Genomic DNA, 26,500 nt, shown 5'->3' with positions numbered 1-26,500 from the left:
TTGAGTTACCTCAGTAGATATATTCTTTTTGTTTACTTATCTTAACATAGTTCGGTTTTTTTGCGCCGACCTACTTAGAGACATCAATGCGGCTATCAACATTAGAAACGAAGGCTTACGGATATTGGCGTTGGGAACCAGCGTTACTGCCCTTGGAGGCAATGTAAGACCAAAACAGTATGGGCGAAAGTCTACTGCTGTCCTTGGCGGTTGCCCTTGAATTGGGAAGCCCAGATCATACTGCGTGGCAGTTGATGTGTGGTAGTTCACCAGAAAAACTCGCAAAAAACCCGCCCTCAGTCATGATTGTTTCTGGGCAGGTTTTGGACAAATATGATCTTTGATGGAGAAAGTTCACTTTCAAACTCGCTAAACCTGAATCTAGAGATTGATATCTTGGTATTGCCGATCGGAAGTAGGAAAAACAAACCAGATCCCCGACTGCTTTCTTACCACTCTGATTTTCATGTTTTTGAATTTGATTCAGAAGTCGGGGATCTGCCGGAAATTATACCGTTATTCAGCAACGCCGATGTCCTGGTTCAATCTTCTTCGACTGGGACAGCCTGGTATCTTGATTCGGATACCAAGGGTTCGAGTGTTTTGCCCTTGATTTTTTCCGGGGTTACTGCAATTGAGTTGTTGGGGTTGACGATGCCCCCAGAGATGATGACTTTAAAGGCATCTTCGATCGACATTGACAAATTAACTAAATCTGCCTCCGGGACTATAGCGTACCATCCGGTAGTGGGGTTGGGAGTGGTGGGGATGAAAATGCCGATCGGGGTTTCACCGGAAAGGTGAGGCGGGATATCGTTACTCTCGATCGTACCGGTCACAAATGCTAAAGTCCATATTCCCCGCCGGGGATATTCCACCAACACCACGCGGCGAAATTTGTCGTTTGATTTGAGGAGGGTTCCCAGCAGTTGTTTGAGGGTTTTGTAAACTGAACCAGCTAGGGGAATTGCCTGCAACACCCGTTCGCCAAAGTCTAGCAGCCACTTGCCGAAAATGTTGCGGGCCATTAAACCGATGACTAAGATGCTCAGCAGGGGTACAGCCAGCCCTACTAAAAGATTTAGCAGATTCACCAAAATCGGGTGAAGTCCGTCAAAAGGGTTGATCTGCTTGGGAATTTTGGTCAGAAAATTGATCACCCAACTGGCGACGGTAATTGTCAGCCAGATGGTGGTAGCTAAGGGTATCACTACCAATAGTCCTGCGATCAGGTCGTTTTTTAAGTCTTGTTTGATGCGTTGGAGCACGGCGGGTCAAATCTCCTCGTAACTGGTTGCCAATAACCTGAATAAACCTGAGACTAAAGCAACTGCACGGGCTTTACTGGAAGTCACCATAGACGATCGTCTTCAATTCTGCTAAACCCTACCCTTTCTGAGGGGGAAGAGTTAGGGATCGCCGGTGCTGTACCTTTATTTTAAAGAATTATTGCAAGTTGGCTCTTAGTTTTAATATATGCGGGCTGTGCACCAGCTCACCGTATTGTATATTTTAAGACACTTTGGGTCGGTTCAATCAATAAGCCGATCGGTCAGAGACCGCCTGGGAGTCGAAGTGTAGCGAGTCCAGATCAAATTTTCTGTGATTTGTATAGGAAATTAATGGGTCGATCGAGCTTTCTCAGATTTTCGGCGGGGTGGGACTTCGTTTTACTTATATCTTGCACCATTTCCCATACGCTTTTTATCTACGGGCAGGATGCCCATCCCACAATCAAATTCACTCTTTGTGGAACAGGCCCGAAAGCCTGTTCTTGAACATGGTGCAATATATGAGTTTTACCGAATTCTGGGCAATCTCTGCAGGTTGAGTGCCGTGTTTCTCAAAAATATATCTTTGGATAGATGCAGTCTGACCGCTTGTTACTACAATGGCAGTGATTTTTGTGGGCGACTGTGATAAACAAGCCAACAGTTGCCTACCATAAAACACTTGCATAATAGGCAAATCCGGCAAAAAGTAAAGCAGACATACCAGCAACTTTGACTTTTTTTGACACGATTGCTCGATATTCAGGAAATAAGGGCAGAATTGAAGCGAATTCGAGTTTGAGAGGAGCGGCAAAGCAATATAGAATTAACTCGGACATCACTACAAAAAAAATAATCTGCCAAACGAGGTAGCAGTAGTTAGGAGCAAGCGAGATAAATTACTACATAGCTAGTTGTTTCTAGCCAGAAGCGCGAAACTATTTGTTCAACAGGGTATAGCTAAACTGCTGCATAGAAGCAAGACTCCAGCGGTGCCGATTCCTGGAAAACCGACGAAAGTTAAGGAAAAACAAGCGTACTAGCCAATCAAGTCAGAGCGGGGATTCAGCCCGCGGCAAGAAGCAATAGACTTGATTAGAAGTTAGGATTGAGATATGAATGCTCAACTCATGAAACCAATTGGTTTTTACATTTTTTTATGCCATTCAAAACCCAAGATTTTTTTTGGCTTCACTTAAAGCCGCAGCCCGATCAAATTTTGTATCCGATAATTAATATTTAAGTAAAAGGAATTTTTGTGAAAACGCTCAGTATCCTCTTAGTAGAAGACAGTCCCCTAGATGCCGAACTGATTGAGGCATATCTAATGGAGGGCGGGCTCCAATTTTCTCTGGTGTGTGTGGAAACTCGAGAAGACTTTGCCACGGCACTGGAAAAACAACGTTTTGACATTATTTTGGCAGATTATATGCTGCCTTGTTTTAACGGGATAGCTGCACTGGAAATCGCCCACACTACTTGTCCGGGAGTGCCGTTTATTTTTGTTTCGGCTACTTTGGGTGAGGAAGTGGCGATCGAAACTTTGAAAAGCGGCGCTACTGATTATGTTCTCAAACGCCGTTTGATACGCCTGGTGCCGTCGATTGAGCGGGCCCTGCGGGAAGTTCAAGAACGGAACGAGCGCAAGCAAGCCGAAGCACAGCAGCAGGAAAGCGAAGCTCGATTTCGGATCATGGCAGATACCGCGCCGGTAATGATTTGGATGTCGGATACTGACCAACTTGGCGATTACTTTAACAAAGTTTGGCTGGAGTTTACCGGTAGAACTTTGGCGCAAGAAATGGGCACGGGTTGGATGGAAAACTTGCACCCAGATGACTTACCAGAATGTCTGGATATTTACCAAAAAGCCTTCGACGCTGGCAGCGAGTACCGGGTCGAATGCCGCCTGAGACGCTATGACGGGGAATACCGCTGGGTTTTGGGTACAGGCGTACCCCGGTACAGGCCCGATCGCACTTTTGCAGGTTACATCGGTTCTTACATCGATATTAGCGATCGAAAATTGGCCGAACAAGAACGCGCTGCCGCTTTGTCCCGCGAACAAGCAGCGAGGTTACAAGCAGAAGAAACTGCTAAAGCACTGCAATCGGCAAACGATAAAATTACTAACATTCTCGAAAGCATTACCGATGCTTTTATCGCTGTTGATTTAAATTGGAACTATACCTATGTCAACCACCAAGCTATTGAGCTGTTAGGCCGACCAAAAGCTGAACTGATTGGTAAAAAAATTTGGGATATATTTCCCTGGGCGGTCGATTTACAGTTTTACAAAATGGCGACCAAAGCATTAGCAGAAAAGGTGACTATCGAGTATGAAGAATTCGTACCGTTATGGAACAAGTGGTTGAAGATGCGTTTTTATCCTTCCGATTCTGGTTTGTCGGGTTACATCCAAGACGTTACCGAGCGCAAGCAAACAGAAGCTGCACTCCAAGCTAGCGAAGAAAAGCTGAGAATGTTAGCCGAAGCTAACTTGATAGGAATTATCTTCGGGGATGTTAACGGCGGTATCGTTGAGGCCAACGATGAATTTTTGCGGATAGTTGGTTACACGCGGGAACAGTTGCAGCGCGGGGAATTAAACTCGATTGACATTACGCCGCCGGAGTACCAGTCTCTCGACAAGAAGGGGATGGCAGAGGCACAAGCAACGGGGGCTTGCACTCCCTACGAAAAGGAATTCTGGAGGAGAGACGGCAGCCGGATTCCGGTGTTGATCGGATATGTTTTGCTAGCCCAAAAGCGACAAGAATCTGTGGCTTTTATTCTCGACTTGACGGTTGGCAAGCAGTTGGAAAGAGAACTGCACGCTCGAGCCCAGGAATTGGCGCGGGCGAACCGGATTAAAGACGAGTTTCTAGGAACTTTGTCCCACGAATTGCGGACGCCGCTGAATGCGATGCTGGGATGGGCGCAACTGCTGCGAAACCGCAAGTTTGACGAAAAAACGACTGTTCGGGCTTTGGAAACGATCGACCGCAATACACGTTCGCTGGCAACTCTGATCGAGGATTTGCTGGATGTGTCGCAGATTATTACCGGGAAACTGTCGCTGAATTTGCGGTGGGTGGATGTGATTTCAACTGTTGAGGCTGCGATCGATACTCTTGCGCCCGCGATTGCCGCCAAAAATATTGAAATTGTGACGGATTTCGATCCAACTACCGGGCGGATTTTTGCCGATTCCGGTCGCTTGCAGCAGGTAGCGTGGAATTTACTGTCGAATGCGATTAAGTTTACTCCCGATGGCGGACAGGTGAGGGTGGCGGTGCGAAAGATGGAGAGGACTTTTGCCCGTGAGGAATCCGCTTGCTGTAAAAATTTGTCGCCCGCTAGTGTCGAAATTGAGGTTAGTGACACGGGACAAGGGATTTCAGAAGAGTTTTTGCCGCACGTTTTCGAGCGGTTCAGCCAAGCTGACAGCTCTACAAGGCGATCGTACAACGGATTGGGTTTGGGTTTGGCTCTAGTGCGGCATTTTGTGGAAATGCACGGGGGGACGGTGCAAGCCGAATCGGCAGGGAAGGGAAAAGGATCGAGGTTTTTAGTGAAATTGCCAATTCAACAGCTTCATTGCGACAGCGGATTGTCTGTTGCTGGACTCGGGGAGTGGGCGATTCCTCAAAGCAAGGCGCGAGCCCGTGTAAAGGACTCTTTTGTCAGCAGCAATCTTTCTGGAGTACGGGTGTTGGTGATCGATCTCGACGCCGATTCCCTGGATTTTGCCTGTACAGTGCTAGAAGATTGCGGAGCTCAGGTGGAGACTGCTAGCTCTGGAAGGGGCGCCCTGGAGGCGATTGAAAGGCTGAATCCGGATGTGTTGGCGATCGATATTGAGATGCAGGCCCCTGATGGAGAGGCTTTGCTGCGGCAAGTGCGATCGCGGATGGTGGACAGGGAAATTCCGGCGTTGGCGTTCACGGCGGTTGGTAGGGTAGAGGAACGGATACGGGCACTGCAGCAAGGTTTTCAAATTTACGTGCCCAAGCCGATCGAGCCTGCTGAGTTGGTGGCGGTGGTGGCAAGTTTGGCGGCGCGCTCAAAGATTTTAGAGGTTAGATTTTAGATTGAGTGCGTTTGCAAACTTTGAGGACTGATTTCCTAATTACAAACCAATTTTGTTGCATTCGAGCGATCGGATAAGACTTCTTAGGACTAAGGCCAACTGGCACTATAGCAATCTTTGCAGGAGTCGTAAAAAGATGTAGGGGTAGTGCTAAGAGTGCCTACCCCGGCCTCATGGGGGCAACCGGGCGTGGGTTTTGCCCCTACAAGAATTACACAAATGATACGAGGATTGCTATACATACTTAAAATTTAAGCTTTATTTGTGAGAGTTGCCCTTAGTCCTAATCCTGCCGAAAAACTTTTTTTAGTATGAATTAGACTTAAAGCTAATTTGTCAAGTCCCAAAAGTTATAAATTTAATTTAGCTCACAGTGTGTATTTTTTGATACTGATAGCAGTTTCTCAAAGGAATGCAACTGTAGACAATTTCCCAACCCTGATAATCATCAGTAGTCGCACTTCTAAAATCTAAAATCTAAAATCTAAAATCTAAAATCTAAAATTGTATGAGGTTCAGGGACGATCGCCCTTAACAGTCTCTGCTAAAATATCAAGTTCAGGAATTAGCTGCTTCATTAAGCATGACTCTTAGTTACAATTAACCTAATTTGTCATACCCCAAAAGTTATAAATTTAATTAAAGTCAAAGTTTTTAGCTTTTGATCACAAGTGCAGGGACGATCGCCCCTCACACTATTTCCTCACATATCAAGTTTAGCAACCAGATGCTTCATGAGAAAAATATTCAGCCGGCGTAAATGCTTCTAACACTCCTCTATTGCCCGCCGTGCAAGGATTTTTTCGTTCTTGGATGTGGACTGGGCGCCCGGTTCCGACTATCGACGGCTAGATACCAATTGCACCCGGCCGGCATCCATTTCATCCATTAATAACTCTAAAGCCTCATAATCAATATCCGAGATGTACCCCAAACGGGTGAGCTCGTAGTTGATTTCGTTTTCAATGTCAGGCGTCAACTGCTTAATGTAGAGGGCTTTTTCTACAAGTTGACGAATAGCATGAGTTGCTTGCATAGTAAGTCGGAGAACTCCGTACAGTTTAATTTTCCTCTGAAGTGTCGATCAAACAGGTGATCTAGATCAGAACTAACAAGTGATTTAAATTACATTGTTCAGTTTCATCTAACAGCTAGGGCAAAGTTGATCGCAATTTTTAGAGTTACCAAGACTAAACCTGGCGGCCTAAATAAAAAATAGTATAGTAGCTTACGTTTCGTCCCCAAATCTTACGCAAAACTTCATAAAAAAGAGTCAATAAATAAAGATTCAGTAAAACTACTGACAACAACTGGTAAGTTTGCCTCAGATTAAGTTAGGCTCAGAGTAATCAAGTAGGTTTAGGCTTACATCCGTCCAGCGCAGTAGTTGAAAATACGTAGCAATCATAGGTTTGACATATGCAGACACTTCTTGCCCATAAACCAATTACGGTGATTCGACCCCTAGACTACCTGAATGCAGCCACCTGCGGAGAATTCGGACGGCAACTAATGACAGCAATTGCAGCCCCCGGGGTTGTAGCGGTACTCGTAGATTTGGCCGAAGTAAAATTTATAGACAGTGCAGGTTTGATGGCATTGGTTTCGGGCCTCAAGCAGGCGAAAAACAAGGGGCGCAGGTTTAGTCTGTGCTCGGTATCCCCTGGGATTAAGATGATTCTGGAACTCAGCCAACTCGATCGAGTTTTTGAGATATTTGAAAATGTCGATAGCTTTGAAGCCGAAAACTCCTGCGTGAAACAACACTGATATAGCCTCCTCATCGACGAGAATAGGCAACAAAACACAGCAAATTCGGTTAAATAGCCGAAAAGACAGACGACTGTCGTTGGCGTGTTGGCAGATTTTAAGGTAGGCTGCTTAAGAGTCGCAAATATTTAGCGAGTCGAGCCGTGGCAGTAAAAGTCGAAGAATTACTTACAGCAGACATTAATCAGCCTGCTCGTTATCTGGGAAACGAATTGGGGGCTACGCACAAGCCTTGGGACGCGGCGTCTGTGCGCTGGGTTCTCACTTACCCAGAAGTTTATGAAGTTGGTGCTTCCAATCTGGGGCACATCATCCTTTACAACATTTTGAACGCTGTGCCGAGGCAGTTGTGCGATCGGGCTTATTTGCCCGCCCCCGACTTGGCAGCAAAACTGCGATCGACCAAAACTCCCCTGTTTGCCGTAGAATCAAGGCGATCGCTCACAGAATTTGATATTCTGGGCTTCAGCCTCAGCTACGAACTAGGAGCAACAAACATTCTGGAAATGCTGGATTTAGCCGGCATTCCCCTAACTTGGCAAGAAAGAGCGACCAATCCCCAAAACGGTCAAAGGCCGCTGATTTTCGCTGGCGGGCAAACGGCAACTTCCAACCCCGAACCCTACGCGGACTTTTTTGACTTCATCGCTTTGGGAGATGGAGAAGAATTGCTGCCAGAAATTGGCTTGATTTTGGCAGAAGGCAAAACAAATAATTTGAGCCGAGAAGCATTGCTGCTGGATTTAGCGCAAATTCCAGGTGTATACGTCCCGCAATTCTACGATATGGCGGCCGACGGTTCTGTTCATCCCAACCGCCCGCAAGTTCCAGAACGAATTCTGCGCCGCGTGGCAACTCCCATACCAGCTTATTCGATCGGGCTGGTTCCCTACGTCCAGACAGTACACGACAGACTGACAGTAGAAATCCGCCGGGGATGCACCCGCGGCTGTCGCTTCTGTCAGCCGGGAATGCTGACTCGCCCCGCGCGCGATGTCGAACCGCAGCAAGTCGTAGAGGCGATCGAACAGGGAATGCAAGCCACCGGGCACAGCGAGTTTTCCCTGCTTTCCCTGAGTTGTTCCGACTATCTGGCACTCCCAGCAGTCGGGATGGAAATCAAAAATCGCCTGAAAGATAAAAATATTTCTCTGTCTCTACCCAGCCAGCGAGTTGACAGATTTGACGATAATATTGCCGACATTCTCGGCGGTACGCGACAAGGCGGTTTGACTTTTGCCCCGGAAGCTGGTACTCAGCGGATGCGCGACATCGTTAACAAAGGTTTGACAAACGAAGAATTGCTTCGGGGTGTCAAAACTGCGGTCGATCGCGGCTGGGATAAAATCAAGCTGTATTTTATGATCGGTTTGCCCGGAGAAACCGATTTTGATGTTCTCGGCATCGCCGAAACAGTCCGCTGGCTGCACAGGGAATGCAGGATCAATGGCAGGCGGGGACTGACTTTTAACTTGACAATTTCTAATTTTACGCCTAAGCCTCACACTCCTTTTCAGTGGCACTCGGTTTCTACTGCTGAGTTTTCCCGCAAGCAAAAACTCCTGAAGGAAGAGTTTCGGGGAATGCGGGGCGTCAAGGTGAATTACACTGATGTGCGGATTTCGGCAATGGAGGATTTTGTCGGACGGGGCGATCGACGTTTGGCTGCTGTAGTCCGCCGCGCTTGGGAACTTGGCGCGGGTATGGATGCGTGGTGGGAAAGCTTGGATCAGGCTTACAAAGCTTGGACTCAGGCGATCGATGAATCGGGCCTTACCTGGAAATACCGCCAAGTCGAAAGTGGCGAGTGGAATCTTTTTGAGAAGGAAGAAAAGAAGGAAGAAGGAAGAAGGAAGAAGGAAGAAGGAAGAGAAATCACGGAAGATTTTCCCAATTCTCCCCATCTCCCCCTCTCCCCCTCCCCCACTCTTCCCCTCTCCCCCTCCCCCACTCTCCCCCTCTCTCTCGATCAGGCCCTGCCTTGGGATCACTTAGATACCGGAATCGACAAAAACTGGCTGAAAATAGACTTGCAAAAGGCTTTAGAAGCAGCGACGGTTCCCGACTGTTCCTTTGAAGGATGTTCGCGCTGCGGGGTTTGCGGCACCGATTTCGGACACAATGTGGTTGTGGATGCGCTGCCAATTCCTGAGTTTGCTGGGGAGTTTGTCCCGAATACGGAGCGGAAACAGCGTTTTAGGGTTTGGTTCGGGAAGGTGGGCGATATGGCTTTGGTTGGTCATTTGGATTTGATCCGATTGTTTGATCGAGTAGTCCGCAGAGCCGATTTGCCGATTTCGTTTACCGGCGGGTTTCACCCGAACCCTCGGATTTCTCTGGCAAATGCTCTGCCTCTGGGTGTTACCAGCACGGGGGAAATTGCCGACTTTGAGCTCACTGAGTCGATAGATATTGAGAGTTTTCGGGAAAAGTTGGCCGCTAAGCTGCCGGAAAATCTTCCGATTTACAAGGTTGAGTCGATCGATCTCAAGGCTCCTTCTGCTAACCAGTTGTTAGAAGCAGCGGAGTACGTAATTACTGTGGCTTTAGGGGGTTCGTTGACAGAAAATGGCGAATTAGACCATGAAAATTCTGCTCCTGTCTCCGTGGCTCCTGATGCCAACTGGGAAGCTTGGGTCAAGACGATCGTCGAAACCGAGGCTTTTTGGCGGGTGCATACTACTAAGTCGGGAAAGACGAAGGATGTCAATTTGCGCGATCGGCTGCACAAACTAGAACTTGTAGAGCAGAAACCAGACAGCAGCACCTCTGCTAGGAGTGGTACATCCGAAGGTAGAGCCGTCTTGCGCTTTACCGGCAGTTGTCGCAGCGATGGCAACTTGCTAAAGCCAGAACATATTGTGTTCATGCTCGAACAAGTCAGCCAGCAGGAAATTCAGCTTCTACAGGTTGAGCGTAGTCAGCTAATCCTGGGTTATGGTTAAAATAGGGAAGCCGTGGTGGAATATTTCACCTTCGGCTCTCGATCGGGATGTGTCGTTTCACGCTATAATCGCTTGTTATGGAAGCCGCGGCGGCTCGAGCGCTTTAGTCGCTCGCCGCCCTCGTCAACCAGCAACGCGGGCTGGGTGCAATTTGCTTCTGTTCAAGACTTCAAGCCTTTTTGTTGTACATTCACGGGCTAAATCTAGCGCCAAACCCGCTGGAGCGGGGTCTGAACCAAATTTAGCGATTAATTTCGATCGATCGACTGGTTGTCGGTGGTCGGCTTATTCAAAAATCTCACGGTTCAAACCGCAGAGCGGGTATTCAACAATAGATGTTTTTGGCGGGTCAAAAAACGGAGATAAGCCCCCGACTTAAGTCGTGGATAACCAAAAATTTTAGATTTTAGATTAAAGTTCCAGCTCCCAGATTCATCTGTGGAGTAAATCTAAAATCTAAAACCTAAAATCTAAAATCGACTGACCCGTCAAAAAGCGCAGATAAGCCCCCGACTTAAGTCGTGAAGAACCAAAAATTTTAGATTGTAGACTTTAGTTCAATCTCCCAGATTCATTTGTGGAGTAAATCTAAAACCTAAAATCTAAAATTTAAAATCTAAAATCGACTGACCCGTCAAAAAACGGAAATAAGCCCCCGACTTAATTCGTGGAGAACCAAAAATTTTAGATTTTAGACTCTAGTTCAATGTCCCAGATTTATCTGTGGAGTAAATCTAAAATCTAAAATTTAAAATCTAAAATCGACTGACCCGTCAACAAACGGAGATAAGCCCCCGACTTAATTCGTGGAGAACCAAAAATTTTAGATTTTAGACTCTAGTTAAATGTCCCAGATTCATCTGTGGAGTAAATCTAAAATCTAAAATCTAAAATCTAAAATCGACTGACTAGGTTTTAGGGTTGGCAGGGGCGGAGGTTGCAGTCGAATGCCAAGCTGCGGTATGTTGAGTGCGATCGCACAAGAATTCAACAAAAGTCTAGGCGCTTTCACTCCTACCTACTTTCGCTCAAAACCAGCCCTCTACCACCACGCAAGCGGAGTTATCAGTTCGTAGTGTTAAGTTGTGTGTTAAGAAATTGGTACGGTGTCAATGAATTTATTCGCTGAGTTCAAAGGAAGAGTTGTAAGTGTTGAATTTTGAGTATTGATTTCGCAATTCTCAACTCAAATCTCAATATTGCTAACTCGATAAAAGCCTCCTTCTTTCTATCTCTCAGATTTATCTGCTGAGCATAACTCATAACTCTGTACGGGCGGGTTTAACTACTTTATCTGTAACAGTTAACAGTGAACAGTCAACAGTTAACAGTTAACAGTGAACGGTCAACAGTTAACTTTCCTTCCACCCTGCACCAACTCACAGCTAATAACTCTTCAAGCTACTACTAATTACAGTCTAAGTCAGAGGCACTATGAGTGCGTAAGTGTCTCTAACTTGCTGCCAGTTTTTTGAGGAAATTGAATGACAAAGCAGATAGTTATAGCAGAGCAGCATCGCATTGCTGCCGTCTTTTCAGAAGATCAAATCCAAGAACTTGTGGTAGCCACAGGCAGCCACCAAGTCAGTGACATTTACTTGGGAATTGTTGAAAATGTACTCCCTGGGATAGATGCGGCCTTCGTTAATATTGGCGACCCAGAACGTAACGGGTTTATGCACGTCACAGACCTCGGCCCGCTGCGCCTTAAACGCTCGGCAGGAGCAATTACAGAACTCCTGACCCCCCAGCAGAAAGTGGTGGTACAGGTAATGAAAGAACCGACGGGCAGCAAAGGCCCCCGGCTGACAGGCAACATTACCCTGCCGGGCCGCTATTTGGTACTGATGCCCTACGGCAGGGGAGTCAATCTTTCGCGGCGGATCAAGTCGGAAGCCGAGCGCAACCGCCTCAGAGCCCTGGCTATTTTGGTGAAACCGGCCGGGATGGGGCTGCTGGTACGCACTGAAGCTGAAGGGATGACCGAAGAAGCGATCATGGAAGATTTGGAAGTCCTCCAAAAACAGTGGGAAGCCGTTCAACTCGAAGGCGGTACTTCGCGGGCGCCGGCACTGCTCAACCGGGATGACGATTTTATCCAGCGGGTGCTGCGAGATATGTTCAGCGGTGACGTGAATCGGATTGTGGTGGACTCGCAAAATGGAATTAAGCGGGTGAAGCAGCAGTTGATGAGCTGGAACGGCGGTAAACTTCCTGCGGGAGTTTTGATCGACCACCACCGAGAGCGCGCCTCGATTTTAGAATTTTTCCGGGTTAACGCTGCGATTCGAGAAGCCCTCAGACCAAGGGTTGATTTGCCTTCGGGTGGTTATGTGATTATCGAGCCGACTGAGGCGCTGACGGTGATTGATGTCAACTCTGGCTCGTTTACTCGATCGGCGACGGCTCGGGAAACGGTACTCTGGACAAATTGCGAAGCAGCCACGGAAATTGCTAGACAACTGCGGTTACGCAATATTGCCGGGGTGATTATTGTTGACTTTATTGACATGGAATCCCGCCGCGATCAGTTGCAGGTGCTGGAACATTTCAATAAAGCTCTCAAAGCTGACAAAGCTCGGCCGCAAATCGCTCAACTGTCGGAATTGGGACTGGTAGAACTGACTCGCAAGCGCCAAGGTCAAAATATTTACGAGTTGTTCGGCCACAGTTGTCCTACTTGCAGCGGGTTGGGTCATCTGGTGCACTTGCCCGGAGAAGAAGACTTCGCCGCAGCGGTGCGGGAATCGGGCGATCGCACTGTTGCTACATCGAACCGCGTTTTGTTGAATTTGCCAGAAGGATTGGAACGTCGCAGCTTGACGCCTGTGGCGGCTGCAACTTCTGCCCCGGTGCGGGAAGAACGCCCCCCCGAACCTGCTAGGGCTGCTTGGGAACCTCAAAGCGAAAGTTTGGATTTTGAGACCGGCAGCAACGCATCGCCTTTGGACTTGCTCAACCATCCCAGCTATCAGGATTTGGGGAACGGAACTAGACGCCGCCGCCGCCGCCGGATTGGCGAAGAGCCTTTTGCTCTCCCGGCGGAGGAGGAACCGGTACGTAGCAAGTTGCGGCTGCCGAATACTTCGAGCGCCCCCGTCGCGGATACGCGCTCTGAGTATCTGGCACCCCCCGGCATCCGGGCGGCTTCGGAGGGCTTTGGGCTGGTGAATATGGCTACTGTTGGCAGGCGCGAGGATTTCGAGCGTGTGCGTCCGGCTAAGTCTGAGTTGATGAAGCCGATGGTGGAGCCTCCAGAGGTGATTTCGGTGGAAATGACGGCGGAGGAGCAGGATGTTTATGCTCTGATGGGGGTTTCTCCTTTGGTGCTTACTGATCGCAGCGTGAAAAATCCTAAGAATGCGATCGTTTCGGTGACTCTCCCCGGAGCAGCCCCGAACAAGCCGCCTTTCGAGCAGCTCGAATTTGAGTTTGAAGCGACGACGCCTCCACAGAATGTTGAGGATGAGGAACGGGATTATTATCCAGAAAGGTCGGTAGTTGAGCCTGTTTTTTCTGAGGATGATGATGATGATGATGATGATGTCCAAATTTATGGCGAGAGTTTGATCGACGAAACTGATGATTTTGATCGGATGGAGGAACCCAGCGATGTGATGGACGAATCCTATGAGCCGATCAAATCCCCTGAGCCGATCGAATCCTATGAACCGATCGAATCCCCTGAGCCGATCGAATCCTATGAGCCGATCAAATCCCAGGAGCCGATCGAATCCCCTGAGCCGATCGAATCAAGCGAACCCGAGGAGCCTGCTATCAACCGCCGCCGACGCCGCCGCTCATCAGCCGTTGTGGATGAGTGATATGAAGTCAGAGGGAAGAAGGAAGAAGTCAGAGGGAAGAGGGAAGAAGGAAGAAGTAGAAATTTTTACTCTCTTCCCATCTTTCCATCTTCCCCTTTCCCCCTCTCCCTCGAACACTCTAGTAATTGCGGGTGTGGATGAAGTTGGACGAGGCGCTTTGTTCGGGCCGGTGGTGGCTGCAGCCTGCATTTTGCCCGACGAAGTTCTCGATGAATTAGCAAGTTGCGGGGTGCGCGACAGCAAGCAGTTGAGTGCCGCAGCCCGGAGTCGGTTAGCTGTGAAAATCCGGGCTGTGGCTGTTGACTGTCAAATTGGTGTGGCTTCGGTGCGGGAGATCGATCGCCTCAATATTTTGCAGGCTTCTTTGTTAGCGATGAAACGGGCGATTTTGAAGTTGAATGTGACGCCGGATTTGTGTTTGGTTGACGGGAATCAAAGGATTCCCAATTTGGCGATCGAGCAAGAGACGATGATTAAGGGTGATGCGCGATCGATTCAGATTGCTGCTGCTAGTATTGTGGCGAAAGTTTGGCGCGATGAATTAATAGTACGTTTGGCTGTTAAGTATCCTGAATATGACTTGACAAATAATAAGGGATACGGTACAGCTAAACATAAATTGGCTTTGGAACGCTGCGGTGTATCTGTCTTTCACCGACAATCTTTTAGTCCTTGTCAAAAATAGTTAGTTGTAGTCAATAATACAAGTTTTGTTAAACTCATAGGTGGCATCATTCTCGCCTAACAGGCTTTCCGGCCTGTTCCACAAAAAGTGAATTTTGTTGTGAGCCGTTGTTCCTAGCCCGCCCATAAAAGGCTTATTGATAATAGTTCAACATCTCAGGTTAAATAGACATAATTCCGCTCAAAAAAAGCGACTGTTAAGAAGGTGCAGATTACCATACATTACATAAAAATTAACATTCTAAAAATCACCCAAAATGTTAAAAATTGAAGGATACGAGATTCTCGATCGAATTTACGAAAGCCCTAATTCGACGGTTTATCGAGGCATTCGCGAACAGGATAATCAACCTGTTATCTTCAAAATGCTCGATCAAGATTATCCCGATCCTGCTGAACTTACCCGCTACAAGCAGGAATACGAAATTACTTGTAATCTCAACAATATCGAAGGATTTGTCAAAGTTTATAGCCTACAAGAGTATCAAAGAACTCTAGTCATTATCTTTGAAGATTTTGGTGGCACTTCTTTAAAAATTTTGCATGATAACCCTATAGAAACGCAAAATATTTCATCTTTACAGCACTTCCTCCGCATCGCTATTCAAACAGCAGAGATTTTGGCTCGAATTCATGCTGCCCAAATTATCCACAAAGACATTAACCCAGCCAATATCCTGCTAAACCCAGAAACCGGGCAAGTCAAAATTATCGATTTTGGCATTTCTACTGTCTTCACCCGGGAAAATCCTACCCTAAAAAACCCCAATGTTTTAGAAGGTACATTAGCCTATATTTCTCCAGAACAAACTGGAAGGATGAACCGTTCTCTCGATTATCGAACCGACTTTTACTCTTTGGGCGTTACATTCTACGAACTCCTCACCGGACAACTTCCATTTGCCGCTGACGATCCTTTGGAGTTGGTACATTGCCACATCGCCAAACAACCAGTACCGCCGCATCAGGTTAATCCAGAAATTCCCCAAATTATTTCTGATATCGCACTCAAATTGATGGCCAAAACAGCAGAAGAACGATATCAAAGTGCCTGCGGAATCAAAGCAGATTTAGAAGAATGCTTGAACCAGTTACAGAGAAAGGGCAAAATTGAATCATTCGCCCTCGGTAGTCAAGATATTTGCGACAAGTTCCAAATTCCCCAAAAACTTTACGGACGCGAGGCAGAAGTTGCAGATTTACTAGCAGCATTCTCTCGGATTACCAAAAACGAAAATAACCAGCAATCCCGTAAAGAATTAATGCTGGTTGCTGGTTCTTCTGGTATCGGAAAATCAGCCGTGGTATCGGAAATTTATAAACCTATAACTAAGGCGAGAGGCTATTTTATCGCGGGAAAATTTGACCAATTTCAGCGGAATATTCCTTACTCTGCTATTGTCAGTGCTTTCTCGAGATTAGTGCGGCAACTATTAAGCGAAAGTGAAGAACAGCTTAATCAATGGCGAGAAAAATTATTAAATGCTTTTGGGGCTAACGGTCAAATTATTATTGATGTAATTCCAGAAGTTGAATTAATTGTGGGTCAACAGCAAGTTTTGCCGAAATTAGGTGCAACTGAATCACAAAATCGCTTTAATCTTATCTTCGGCAATTTCATTCGGGTATTTTGTTCAGAAAAGCATCCTTTAGTCATTTTTCTGGACGATTTGCAGTGGGCAGATTCTGCCACCCTCCAATTAATCCAACTGATGATGGTGGATACAGATACCCAATATCTATTTTTGATTGGAGCTTATCGAGACAACGAAGTCAATTCTACCCATCCCTTGATGGTGACTTTGGAAGATATCCGCTCTCAGGGAGCCACAGTTAACCAGATTACCCTACTACCTTTAGCCCAACCACATATCAATGAATTGATTGCAGATACGTTGCAATGTGAGTGTTATGCTGTCAGAGATTTAGCAGGATTAATTCTCAAAAAAACCAGTGGCAATCCTTTTTTTATTACGGAATTATTGAAAGACGTATATACTGAAAATCTCCTAAGTTTCGATTTCAATGAGCGCAGTTGGCAGTGGGATATTGTTCAGATTGAGGCGATGGCAATTACTGACAATGTGGTAGAATTAATGGTTGGCAAACTCAATAAATTGCCGTCCACTACTAAACAGGTATTGCGTTTTGCAGCTTGTATCGGGGCAGAGTTTGACTTAAACACTCTATCAATTATTTGCGATCGCTCCCCCGCTGAAATTTTCTATGCTCTGAAAAAAGCCATTCATGCTGAGTTAATTTTTACTATCTCAGAATTAGATAGTCAACTTTTAATTCACCACTATAAGTTTGGACATGATCGCATCCAACAAGCAACTTATTCTTTGATTGACGAATCTGAAAAACAAGCCATTCATTTACAAATTGGTCGTCTGTTGCTAAAGAACAGTTCGCCCGAAACACTATCAAAAAAAATATTTGAAATTGTAGATCATCTTAATATCGGGGTAGGGTTAAGCAGCGCCGTACAGCCCCTACTAACCCATCAACAAGAGCGAAACGAAATTGCCAAACTCAATTTGATAGCGGGCCAGAAAGCCAAAGCAGCGACGGCTTACAGTGCTGCGATTGAATATTTGAATACAGGATTAAGCCTCTTAACCGAAGAGAGTTGGCAAACGCAGTATGAATTAACCCTAAATCTCTATCAAGAAATGGTAGAGGCTAAATACTTAAACACCAACTTTGACCGGGCAGAAAAATTAGCTGAAGTTATCTTGGAACGAGCAATAAATCAGCTAGACAGGGTAAAAGCTTACGAACTTAAAGTGCAAATTTATACCGCTCAAAATCAGCCACTTAAAGCAATAGAAACTGGTTTAGAAGCATTAAAATTACTAGAAATTTCTCTCTCGACAGGGGAAGATAGTAACGTAGATCTGCCACAACTGATGGACTTAGAAAGCTTCCCGCAAATGACTGACGCTGCTCAACTAGCAGCCATGCGAATTTTGATGTCTATTTGTCCGTCAGCTTTATTTGCGAAACCCGGAGTTTTAGTGTTAATTATTTTGACAATGGTTAACCTGACAATTCAAAAAGGTTATTCAGCTTTGGCTGCTTATGCTTATGCTGCGTATGCTGTTATCTGTTCGGGAAAAGGCAACATAGAAACGGGATATCACGCCGGAATATTGGCAATGAAGCTAGTAAATATATATCATGCTAGAGAGCTAAAAGCAAAAATTTATAACTTATTCTGCTCTTTAGTAAAGCACTGGAAAGAACCCGCAAAAACCAGTCTGTCTCTGCTACTAGACGGAAATAAAAGCGGACTTGAAACAGGAGATATTGAGTACGCAGGTTATTGTATTAAAGCTTATTGTGTCACCCTATTTTTGACTGGAGAAGGACTAGAATGTGTTGCCTCAAAAATGCAGCAATCCTGCGAACAATTATGGAAGCTAAAACAGGAATATGCTCTCTACCAGACTAATATCTGGCGGCAAGTTACCTTAAATCTTTTGGAAACAACTGCCACCCCATCTCGTTTGCTGGGCGAAAGCTTTAACGAGGAGGAAATAATTCCCCGTTTGCTAGCCACAAAGAACCGCACGCTGCTTAGTCTTGTTTACCTCGCCAAACTAAATCTCGCTTATTTATTCAAAGACTATGCCGATGCCGTGAAGAATGCGATCGCAGCCGCAGAATACATAGATTCTCTCATGGGATTTATGTATGTTGCTCTCCATAACTTCTACTATTCTCTTGCCCTGCTCGCTCAGTATTCTCCCGATCTCATGGAAAACTTGGAGGGAGTCGAATCAAACCAAAAGCAAATGAAGCAATGGGCAGAGCTTGCCCCGTTCAATTTCCAGCACAAATATGATTTAGTTGAAGCAGAAAAAGCGCGAGTATTAGGAGATAATTGGCAAGCAGCAAAACTTTATGAGCGAGCGATTCAAGGAGCAAGAGATAACGGATATATTCAAGATGAAGCTTTAGCCTATGAGTTAGCAGCGGAGTTTTATCTGGTAAGCGGTATGGAGGAGATTGCCCAAACATATCTCAAAGGAGCACACTACGGCTATACTCGCTGGCAAGCTAAGGCAAAAGTTGAGGATTTAGAAGCAAGATATCCGCAATTACAGGCTAAATCTGGGACGATTTTTGGTAAAAACACAGGCCCTCTCGTCCCCAATGCTCACACTACCACAGGAGCGAGTACAGCTTTAGATTTAGCGACAGTTATCAAAGCTTCCCAAGCCATTGCGGGTGAAATTGTGCTAGAGCAATTACTCCGAAAATTGATGACAATTATGATTGAGAATGCTGGCGCACAGGTGGGATACTTGTTGTTGGAATCTCAGGGCAAACTACTAATTGAAGCATCCGGTGCAGTTGATTGCGACACCACCAATTTATTGCAGTCAATCCCCTTTGAAAGCAGTCATTTACTGTCATTGTCAGTGATTAATTATGTAAATCGCACTCATAAAGATGTTGTGTTAAATGATGCTATTAGGGGCGGAAAATTTACTAATGATGCTTATATAAAGGCACATCAAACTAAATCATTGCTCTGCGTTCCTCTGCTCAAACAAAATAACCTAATTTCAATAATTTACCTAGAAAATAACTTAGTCCCAGGTGCATTTACTCCCGACAGAGTAGCCGTGTTAAAAGTTTTGTCCTCGCAAGCTGCCATCTCCATCGAAAATGCCCAACTCTATGCCAACTTAGAAGCAAAAGTAGAAGAACGCACTCAAGAATTATCACAAGCTTTAAGCAATCTCGAAGCCACCCAAGAAGGATTGATTCAATCAGAAAAAATGGCAGCTTTAGGACAACTTGTAGCCGGAGTTGCCCACGAAGTTAACACTCCCTTGGGCGCGATTCGCTCCTCGGCAGGAAATGTTTCTAAGTTCTTAAATCAAACTCTAGAACAGTTGCCCGCACTTTTTCAATCTCTTTCCCCAGAAGAAGCACATAATTTCTTGAGTTTACTTCAGCGTTCCCTGCAACAAGAAGCAAGCTTATCAACCAAAGAAGAACGCAAATTAAAGAGAGCTTTGAGAAGCCAACTGGAAGAATTAGAGATTTGTGGTGCCGATACCGTAGCCGATCGCCTAGTTATCATGGGCGTTTATAATGAAATTGATACCTTTGTCCCTTTGTTACAAAGAGCCGATAGTTTACATCTCTTGGAAATCGCCTACAAACTTTCCGAATTAAAAAAAGGCATCGCTACTATCAACACCGCCACAGACAGAGCCTCAAAAGTAGTTTTTGCCTTAAAAACTTATGCCCGCTACGAACAGTCGGGCGAAAAAACAGCAGCCAGTATTAAAGAAGGTATTGAAACAATCTTAACCCTATATCAAAATCTACTCAAACAGGGAGTGGATGTCATCAAAAACTATGCCGACATCCCGCCGATACTGTGCTATCCCGACGAACTAAATCAAGTTTGGACTAATTTAATTCACAATGCTTTGCAAGCAATGGATTATCGAGGCACGTTAAAAATTGAGTTAACGGCTCAAGATGACCAGGCTAAGATTAGCATTAGCGACAGCGGAAAAGGGATACCAGAAGAGATAAAAGGGAAAATATTTGACCCGTTTTTTACTACTAAGCCCGCAGGAGAAGGCAGCGGATTGGGGCTCGATATTGTGAAGAAGATTGTTGACAAGCATCAGGGAAAAATTGAAGTGGAATCAATTCCTGGCAAAACTACATTTAATGTTTTCCTGCCAATGGGCACTGTATAAGCAAGTCAAGGATCTCGCAAACGATATAAGGTAGTAAGTAGGTCGGATTTTGCTTGGTTCCGCCTAAGCTGCAATCTACCCCATTGGGAGTATTTCAAAAGTTAAAGCGTTTTGAGACCCCTAACTCCGATTCAACAGGAAACGGATGTAAAACAGCAGTACGATGCGTTATGCTCAGCTAAGGTGCTACGCATATAAGTTTCTTGGTTTTGGCAACTGGGGAGGGGGAGAAGATTTGGCGAGCAGTTGGCTTGTGACATCTTAAGATAAGATGGGGCATACTAATACACTTTACTACTTTGACTACTTTTGCTACTAATAACAATTAAAAAGGAGAAAAAATAGATGTCTAAACCAGTTATTCTGTGCGTTGACGATGAGAGAATAATATTAGACAGTCTGAGGACGCAGCTAGCAGCCGAATTTGGGAATGCGTACACCTACGAAGGAGCCGAAGATGCTGAGGAGGCGTTAGAGGTAATCAGCGAACTTTATGAAGAAAAAATTAGCCTAGTTCTGATTATTTGTGATTGGTTAATGCCCGGTATTAAGGGAGATGAGTTGCTGATTGGTCTTCACAAGAATTACCCCCGTGTAATTAAAATTCTGCTAACAGGTCAAGCGGATCAAGTAGCAATTGACCGAGCAAAAAAACAGGCTAATCTCCATTCTTGCTTATCTAAACCTTGGTTAGAATCCGAGTTGCTAGAAACTATTGAATCTGGTTTATCTAAACTATGAGCAAACAGGTAATTATCTGTGTTGATGATGAGAAAACTGTACTCAGGAGCCTCAAAGCAGAACTCCAAGAGGCTGTCGGCAATGATTATACGATCGAAATTGCTGAAGGCGGAGAAGAGGCATTAGAGTTAATTGAAGAATTGCTCGATGATGGGGATGAAATTACTTTAATTATTTCCGACCACATTATGCCTGATATGAAGGGAGATGAGCTGTTGAAACAGGCTCACATAATTTCGCCTAAAACTATAAAAATCATGCTGACAGGACAAGCAGATATTGGGGCGATCGCCAATGCTATCAACTCTGCAAACTTATATCGTTATATTACCAAACCTTGGCAAGCTGAAGACTTGAAATTGACGGTTAGAGAAGCGCTAAATAGTTATATTCAAGATAAACAACTCGCACAACAAAATGCCCAACTCCAGGAAATAAATCAGGAGTTGGCCGAGTTAAACAGCCAGCAAACCGTACTCATTGCTAAACTACACGAAAACGAAAATCGGTTGACACAGTTTTTGGAAGCAATGCCGATTGGTGTGGGTGTGCTGGATGCGGACGGTCAACCTTACTACATCAATCGGAAAGCAAAAGAGATATTTGGTAAAGGAGTTGTGCCGGATACCAGTTCCCAGCAATTATCAGAGGTTTATCAACTCTATCAAGCAGGTACAAATCAAAAGTATCCTACGGAGAATTTGCCCAGCGTGCGCGCCTTGAAGGGGGAAAGTGCTACGGCTGACGATGCAGAAGTTCATCAAGGCGACAAGATTATTCCCCTAGAAATCTTCGCTACTCCCATCTACGATCAACAAGGAAATATTGTTTATGCTATCAACACTCTTCAAGATATCACGGAACGCAAAGAAGCTGAGGCAGAACGCCAAAAGTTCATCGAGGATCTCTTTGAGGTCAATTGCAATTTGGAACTTTCACTGGATGCAGAATTAGAAATTGCGGAGGCGACAAGTCGCTTTGTACCCAAGGAGTTTCTAGCTTTTTTGGGATGTGACAGTATTGTTGATATTAAATTGGGAGAAGCGGTGGAGTTGGAAATGTCCGTTGTGTTTTCTGACATCCGCAATTTCACTACTCTCTCGGAACAAATGACACCGACAGAAAATTTCAAATTTATAAATTCTTATCTGAGTCGAATGGAACCGCTGATTGTGGAAAATAAGGGGTTTATTGATAAGTATATTGGCGATGCAATTATGGGTTTGTTTAGCGAGGGCGCGGATGATGCTTTGAAAGCGGGAATTGCCATGCTGCATACTCTTGCTGAATACAATCGAGATCGCGCTTCTCTGGGTTGTGTGCCAGTTGAGATTGGGGTGGGAATCAATACTGGTTCTTTGATTCTGGGTATAGTCGGCGGAAAAAGCCGGATGGACGGTACTGTGATTAGCGATGCGGTTAATTTGGCTTCTAGGATTGAAAGTTTGACGAAAAATTATGGGGTGTCGCTGTTAATTACTCAGCAGACTTTCGATCGCTTGAAAAATCCTGCTGATTATGCAATTCGGGTAATTGATAAAGTTCAGGTTAAGGGTAAGTCTGAATGGGTGACTGTTTATGAAGTTTTTGATGCGGATTGGCCGGAAGTTAAAGCGGGGAAGTTAGCGACTCGGCAACTATTTACTGAGGCTTTGTCTTTGTACAATATGAAGAATTTTAGGGAAGCTGCGGGACTTTTTGCGGATTGTTTGGGGCAAAATCCGGGGGATAAGGTGGCTCGAATTTATTGGGAAATGTGTCAGTAGTTAGTTGGCAGTTGGCACTTGTCAGTTGTTATTAGTTATTAGTCATTAGTCATTAGTTAGCGCTCAAGCGTCATCAGTCATCAGTCATTAGTCAACAGTCATCAGTCAACAGTCAACAGTCATCAGTCAACAGTCAACAGTCACAAATAACCAATAACTAATGACTGCTGACTACGGTTGTTCGATCGGCAATTCTATGATAAACTCGGCTCCGTGGCCGAGTGCAGATACGCAGCTAAGTTTGCCACCGTGTTCTTGGACAACTTTGTAGGAAATTGACAGGCCTAAACCGGTGCCTTTGTCGGCGGGTTTGGTGGTAAAAAAAGCCTCGAATAACTGCTGGGAAACTTCTTCGGGCATACCGGGGCCGTTGTCAGAAATCCTAATTACAGCATTGGAGTTTTGGACTTCTGTCCTAATTTTAATCTTGCTGCGGTTAGCTTTGACTTCGGCAACTGAACGCCCTTCGTTGTATTCCTCGATCGCGTCGATCGCATTTCCGATCAAATTCATAAATACCTGATTGACTTTCCCCGCATAACACTCAACCAAAGGCAAATTTCCATAGTCCTTAATTACCGCAATTTCGGGATAGTTGCCTCTGGCTTTCAGGCGAGTTTGCAGAATCAGCAACGTTCCTTCAATCCCTTCGTGCAGGTTAACTTTGCTCATTTGAGAATCGTCTTTGCGGGAGAAATTTCTGAGCGATCGCACAATTTCCCGAATGCGATCGGCGCCAACCTGCATCGAAGACATCGCTTTCGGCAAATCTTCTAGCAGAAACTCTAATTCGATATCCTTAATTTTATTTTGAATTGCTGCCGGCGGCTGGGGGCAGTGCTTCTGGTACATATCGAGCAAATTCAGCAAATCTTCCGTGTAGTGGCCGACGTGGACGAGATTGCCGCAGACGCTGCTAACAGGATTGTTAATTTCGTGAGCGACACCGGCTACCATTTGACCGAGAGTAGACATTTTCTCAGTGTGAATCAATTGAGCTTGAGTTTGCTGCAATTCGTGCAAAGTATTTTCGAGTTGAAGTTTTTGTTGAGTTAACTCTATTTGCGATCGCAGTAAAGCTTCTTCACTGCGTTTCTGCTCGGAAATATCAGTAATTAACCCTTCCAAAGCTATCAATTCTCCAGAGTCGGAAAACACTCCCAAACCTTGCTCCCAAACCCATTTTAATTCGCCATTTTTAGAAGTAATTCGGTAAGTTAGCTGATAGGGTCGATTTTCTTGTAAGGCAACTTGGACGGCATTCCACAAATTATCGCGATCGTCCGGGTGAGTCAATTCCGAGATAGAAACTTCCCGAGTGCCGATAAATTCTTCAGGAGAATAGCCGGCTAACTGATAGCAACCTTCGCTGACAAACTCCATACTGCGATCGGCATCGTTGCGAAAACGGTAGGCCATTCCCGGCAAATTGCTCATCAGCGTCGCCAAGGCCCGCTGGCTTTCCCGTAGGGCTTCTTCGGCGTGTTTGCGATCGGTAATATCCGTCATCACCGCCAGCATACAGAGTTCGCCGTCCAAATTAATCAATTCGGCTGACAGCAAACACACCACCAGAGATCCCGACTTCATCCGAAACTCGCATTCCTGATTGCGAACAACACCTTGTTCGTGCAAACTTCGCCTAAAATTAAGTCGGTCTTCAGGCCTTACCCAAATATTTAACCCCGGTACTGTATTCCAGGTAGTTTCTTCTAAATCGTAACCCGTCATCAACAGAAAACTATCATTAACTTCAATAAAACGACCCTCAGCAAAAGTAGTAATAATCATCGGATCTGGGCTCGATCGAAAAGCCTTAGAAAACTTTTCTTCCGATAAACTCAACTTTTTAATAGCCTCTTCTAACTGACTTGTCCGCTCTTTAACTCGGCATTCCAATACCTCATTAGCCTGCTTCAGTGCTTCCTCAGCCTGCACCCGATAAGTGATATCGCGCACCACGCCTTGCAGCCCTATTTTGCCGCCGATATCCATAGAAGTTAGCAGCACTTCCGCCGGAAACTCAGAACCATCCAAACGGCAGTGCCGCCAGTCAAAACGGCAATTTCCCGATCGCATAGCGGTATTAATGCGCTCTTGATAAAGACTCATAGAATCTTGTCCGTCCGGTTGCAACTGCGGGCTAAATTCTGCAGGATGCTTGCCGCAAAACTCCGACTCAGTGCTGCATCCAAATAACTTTAAAGTAGCGGGATTGCAATCCAAAAAACCCTCTTCGTCTAGCAGCATTACCGCATCAGTCGTCGATTCGTACAAAGTGCGAAACTTTTTTTCCGATGCCTGCAAAGAAGCAATCAACTGCATTTTTTCCTCAGCCGCCCGCTTTTGCTCAGTAATATCCTGCATTACTTGAGAAAAGCCCTGCAACTTTCCCCTTTCATCGCGCAAAGGAGTAACAATAATATTCGCCCAAAATCGCGAGCCGTCTTTGCGAAGCCGCCAGCCTTCATTTTCGTATCGACCTTCTGCCACCGCCAGGATTAATTTTTCTTTGTGCTTGCCGATTTCCAGATCTTCTTTAGTGAAAAAACACTCCGAATTATTGCCGACTATTTCATGAGATCTGTATCCCAAAATGCGTTCTGCACCAGAATTCCAGCTAGCTACATAGCCATCAGGATCTAACATAAATATAGCATAATCCTTGACGCCTTCAATTATTAAGCGCAGGCGTTCTTCGCTTTCTCGAAGTGCAGATTCTGCTTGCTTGCGCTGGGTAATATCTTCTACAAAACCTTCGTAGTAGAGCAATTTCCCTGCTTCATCGCAGACAGCCCGCGCATTTTCAGCTATCCAAATTATTGTTCCGTCCCGCCGAAAAATTTGCGACTCAAAATCCGATACGATACCCTGTTCTTGCAAAGCAGAAACAAACTGATCGCGGCGATCGGGATTGACGTAAAGCTGATCGCTGATATCAGTCAGACAGCCCATTAATTCTTCAGCCGAATTATATCCATAGATGCGAGCCAAAGCTGGGTTAGCGCTGATGTAGCGACCGGATTGGGTTGTTTGAAAAATACCCGACACAGCATTTTCAAACATACTATAATATTTTGCTTCCATTTGGTGCAGTGCCTCCGCGACATTCAGGCATTCTATCGCTTTATTTCCTAATTTTTGATTTCCCACTTGTGAATACCCTGCTCTTGTGTGTGAGTTGAATATTTTTGGTCTACCGCCTGTTAAATTTGAGCCGTTATTTAGGCTAAAAATAGTGTGTCGCAGCCGGAGACGAGTGTGTTTATTCATCTGTCCTACTGGACTGTTAGTTGTTAGTGATTGTTGCGGAAAGTTTAGCTAATCCGGTATTTATTTGAGGCTTGACTGGCTGTCACGCTCGCATTGGCACATCGATCGGGAGCATCTCCTATTTGTAAAAACACTTATTATGGCTCCTTCCTTCTGACTCTTTCCTCCTGCCTCCTGCCTCAAAACTCCCACCTCCAAACTCCAATTTCTAGCTTGGCTGCTTTCATTGAGATGCTCCCCATCGATCGGCCTGCGGTGCACGTGTTCGATCAAAACCCGCTCCTTGAAATCTCCCTGAATATATTAGCAGTTGAATACCCTGAAATAAGTTAGTAGCAAGGATGTTGTTACAATAAAAGGCAGCGACTTCTATAACCGCAAGAGCCTATTTTTAGGAT

At 45.4% G+C, this 26,500-nt stretch carries 11 protein-coding genes; 8 read left to right on the top strand and 3 right to left on the bottom strand.

Annotated elements, in window-relative coordinates:
* Nucleotides 1–542 precede the first annotated feature (542 nt).
* The gene (locus tag QUA83_RS00655) at nucleotides 543–1,268 is read right to left on the bottom strand and encodes a DUF502 domain-containing protein (RefSeq protein ID WP_333290872.1); all 726 of its coding nucleotides are present in this window, start codon (nucleotides 1,266–1,268) and stop codon (nucleotides 543–545) included.
* 1,261 nt (nucleotides 1,269–2,529) lie between these two features.
* Here QUA83_RS00655 and QUA83_RS00650 point away from each other — a divergent pair.
* The gene (locus QUA83_RS00650) at nucleotides 2,530–5,364 is read left to right on the top strand and encodes a PAS domain S-box protein (RefSeq protein WP_333290871.1); all 2,835 of its coding nucleotides are present in this window, start codon (nucleotides 2,530–2,532) and stop codon (nucleotides 5,362–5,364) included.
* Between the two features lie 838 nt (nucleotides 5,365–6,202).
* On the opposite strand, the gene QUA83_RS00645 is transcribed toward QUA83_RS00650, so the two are convergent.
* Entirely contained in the window at nucleotides 6,203–6,400 is a 198-nt protein-coding gene (locus QUA83_RS00645; protein ID WP_015176637.1) for a hypothetical protein, read from the bottom strand.
* Between the two features lie 383 nt (nucleotides 6,401–6,783).
* Between QUA83_RS00645 and QUA83_RS00640 the strand changes: the two genes are divergently transcribed.
* The 7 genes from QUA83_RS00640 to QUA83_RS00610 all read left to right on the top strand — a co-directional run bounded on the left by QUA83_RS00640 (nucleotide 6,784) and on the right by QUA83_RS00610 (nucleotide 22,829).
* Nucleotides 6,784–7,134 carry an STAS domain-containing protein gene (locus tag QUA83_RS00640; RefSeq protein WP_333290870.1) on the top strand — a complete coding sequence of 117 codons (351 nt, stop codon included), beginning with the start codon at nucleotides 6,784–6,786 and terminating at the stop codon, nucleotides 7,132–7,134.
* 143 nt (nucleotides 7,135–7,277) lie between these two features.
* Nucleotides 7,278–10,079 carry a TIGR03960 family B12-binding radical SAM protein gene (locus tag QUA83_RS00635; RefSeq protein WP_333290869.1) on the top strand — a complete coding sequence of 934 codons (2,802 nt, stop codon included), beginning with the start codon at nucleotides 7,278–7,280 and terminating at the stop codon, nucleotides 10,077–10,079.
* Nucleotides 10,080–11,563: 1,484 nt separating this feature from the next.
* Nucleotides 11,564–13,903 carry an Rne/Rng family ribonuclease gene (locus tag QUA83_RS00630; protein WP_333290868.1) on the top strand — a complete coding sequence of 780 codons (2,340 nt, stop codon included), beginning with the start codon at nucleotides 11,564–11,566 and terminating at the stop codon, nucleotides 13,901–13,903.
* Between the two features lies 1 nt (nucleotide 13,904).
* Entirely contained in the window at nucleotides 13,905–14,588 is a 684-nt protein-coding gene (locus QUA83_RS00625) for a ribonuclease HII (RefSeq protein ID WP_333290875.1), read from the top strand.
* A gap of 256 nt (nucleotides 14,589–14,844) precedes the next feature.
* Nucleotides 14,845–20,322: an AAA family ATPase gene (locus tag QUA83_RS00620; protein ID WP_333290867.1), complete on the top strand. Its 5,478-nt coding sequence runs from the start codon at nucleotides 14,845–14,847 to the stop codon at nucleotides 20,320–20,322.
* Between the two features lie 345 nt (nucleotides 20,323–20,667).
* Nucleotides 20,668–21,063: a response regulator gene (locus QUA83_RS00615; RefSeq protein WP_333290866.1), complete on the top strand. Its 396-nt coding sequence runs from the start codon at nucleotides 20,668–20,670 to the stop codon at nucleotides 21,061–21,063.
* Entirely contained in the window at nucleotides 21,060–22,829 is a 1,770-nt protein-coding gene (locus QUA83_RS00610; protein WP_333290865.1) for an adenylate/guanylate cyclase domain-containing protein, read from the top strand. Before QUA83_RS00615 ends, QUA83_RS00610 begins: the two co-directional genes overlap by 4 nt.
* Before the next feature lie 171 nt (nucleotides 22,830–23,000).
* Here QUA83_RS00610 and QUA83_RS00605 read toward each other — a convergent pair whose 3' ends face one another.
* Nucleotides 23,001–26,102, bottom strand: coding sequence for a PAS domain S-box protein (locus QUA83_RS00605; protein WP_333290864.1), 3,102 nt, complete (start codon nucleotides 26,100–26,102; stop codon nucleotides 23,001–23,003).
* Nucleotides 26,103–26,500: the final 398 nt, after the last annotated feature.

Source organism: Microcoleus sp. K1-B1, assembly GCF_036704705.1.
Lineage (GTDB): Bacteria > Cyanobacteriota > Cyanobacteriia > Cyanobacteriales > Microcoleaceae > Microcoleus.
Note: the sequence above shows the minus strand (reverse complement) of the source record. Positions and strands in the feature narration are given on the sequence as shown.

Bases quoted from the DNA above. Each gene is read 5' to 3' on its own strand.
- QUA83_RS00645 (WP_015176637.1), bottom strand. From the start codon at position 6,400: ATGCAAGCAACTCATGCTATTCGTCAACTTGTAGAAAAAGCCCTCTAC.
- QUA83_RS00640 (WP_333290870.1), top strand. From the start codon at position 6,784: ATGCAGACACTTCTTGCCCATAAACCAATTACGGTGATTCGACCCCTA.
- QUA83_RS00630 (WP_333290868.1), top strand. From the start codon at position 11,564: ATGACAAAGCAGATAGTTATAGCAGAGCAGCATCGCATTGCTGCCGTC.
- QUA83_RS00625 (WP_333290875.1), top strand. From the start codon at position 13,905: ATGAAGTCAGAGGGAAGAAGGAAGAAGTCAGAGGGAAGAGGGAAGAAG.
- QUA83_RS00620 (WP_333290867.1), top strand. From the start codon at position 14,845: ATGTTAAAAATTGAAGGATACGAGATTCTCGATCGAATTTACGAAAGC.
- QUA83_RS00615 (WP_333290866.1), top strand. From the start codon at position 20,668: ATGTCTAAACCAGTTATTCTGTGCGTTGACGATGAGAGAATAATATTA.
- QUA83_RS00610 (WP_333290865.1), top strand. From the start codon at position 21,060: ATGAGCAAACAGGTAATTATCTGTGTTGATGATGAGAAAACTGTACTC.
- QUA83_RS00605 (WP_333290864.1), bottom strand. From the start codon at position 26,102: ATGAATAAACACACTCGTCTCCGGCTGCGACACACTATTTTTAGCCTA.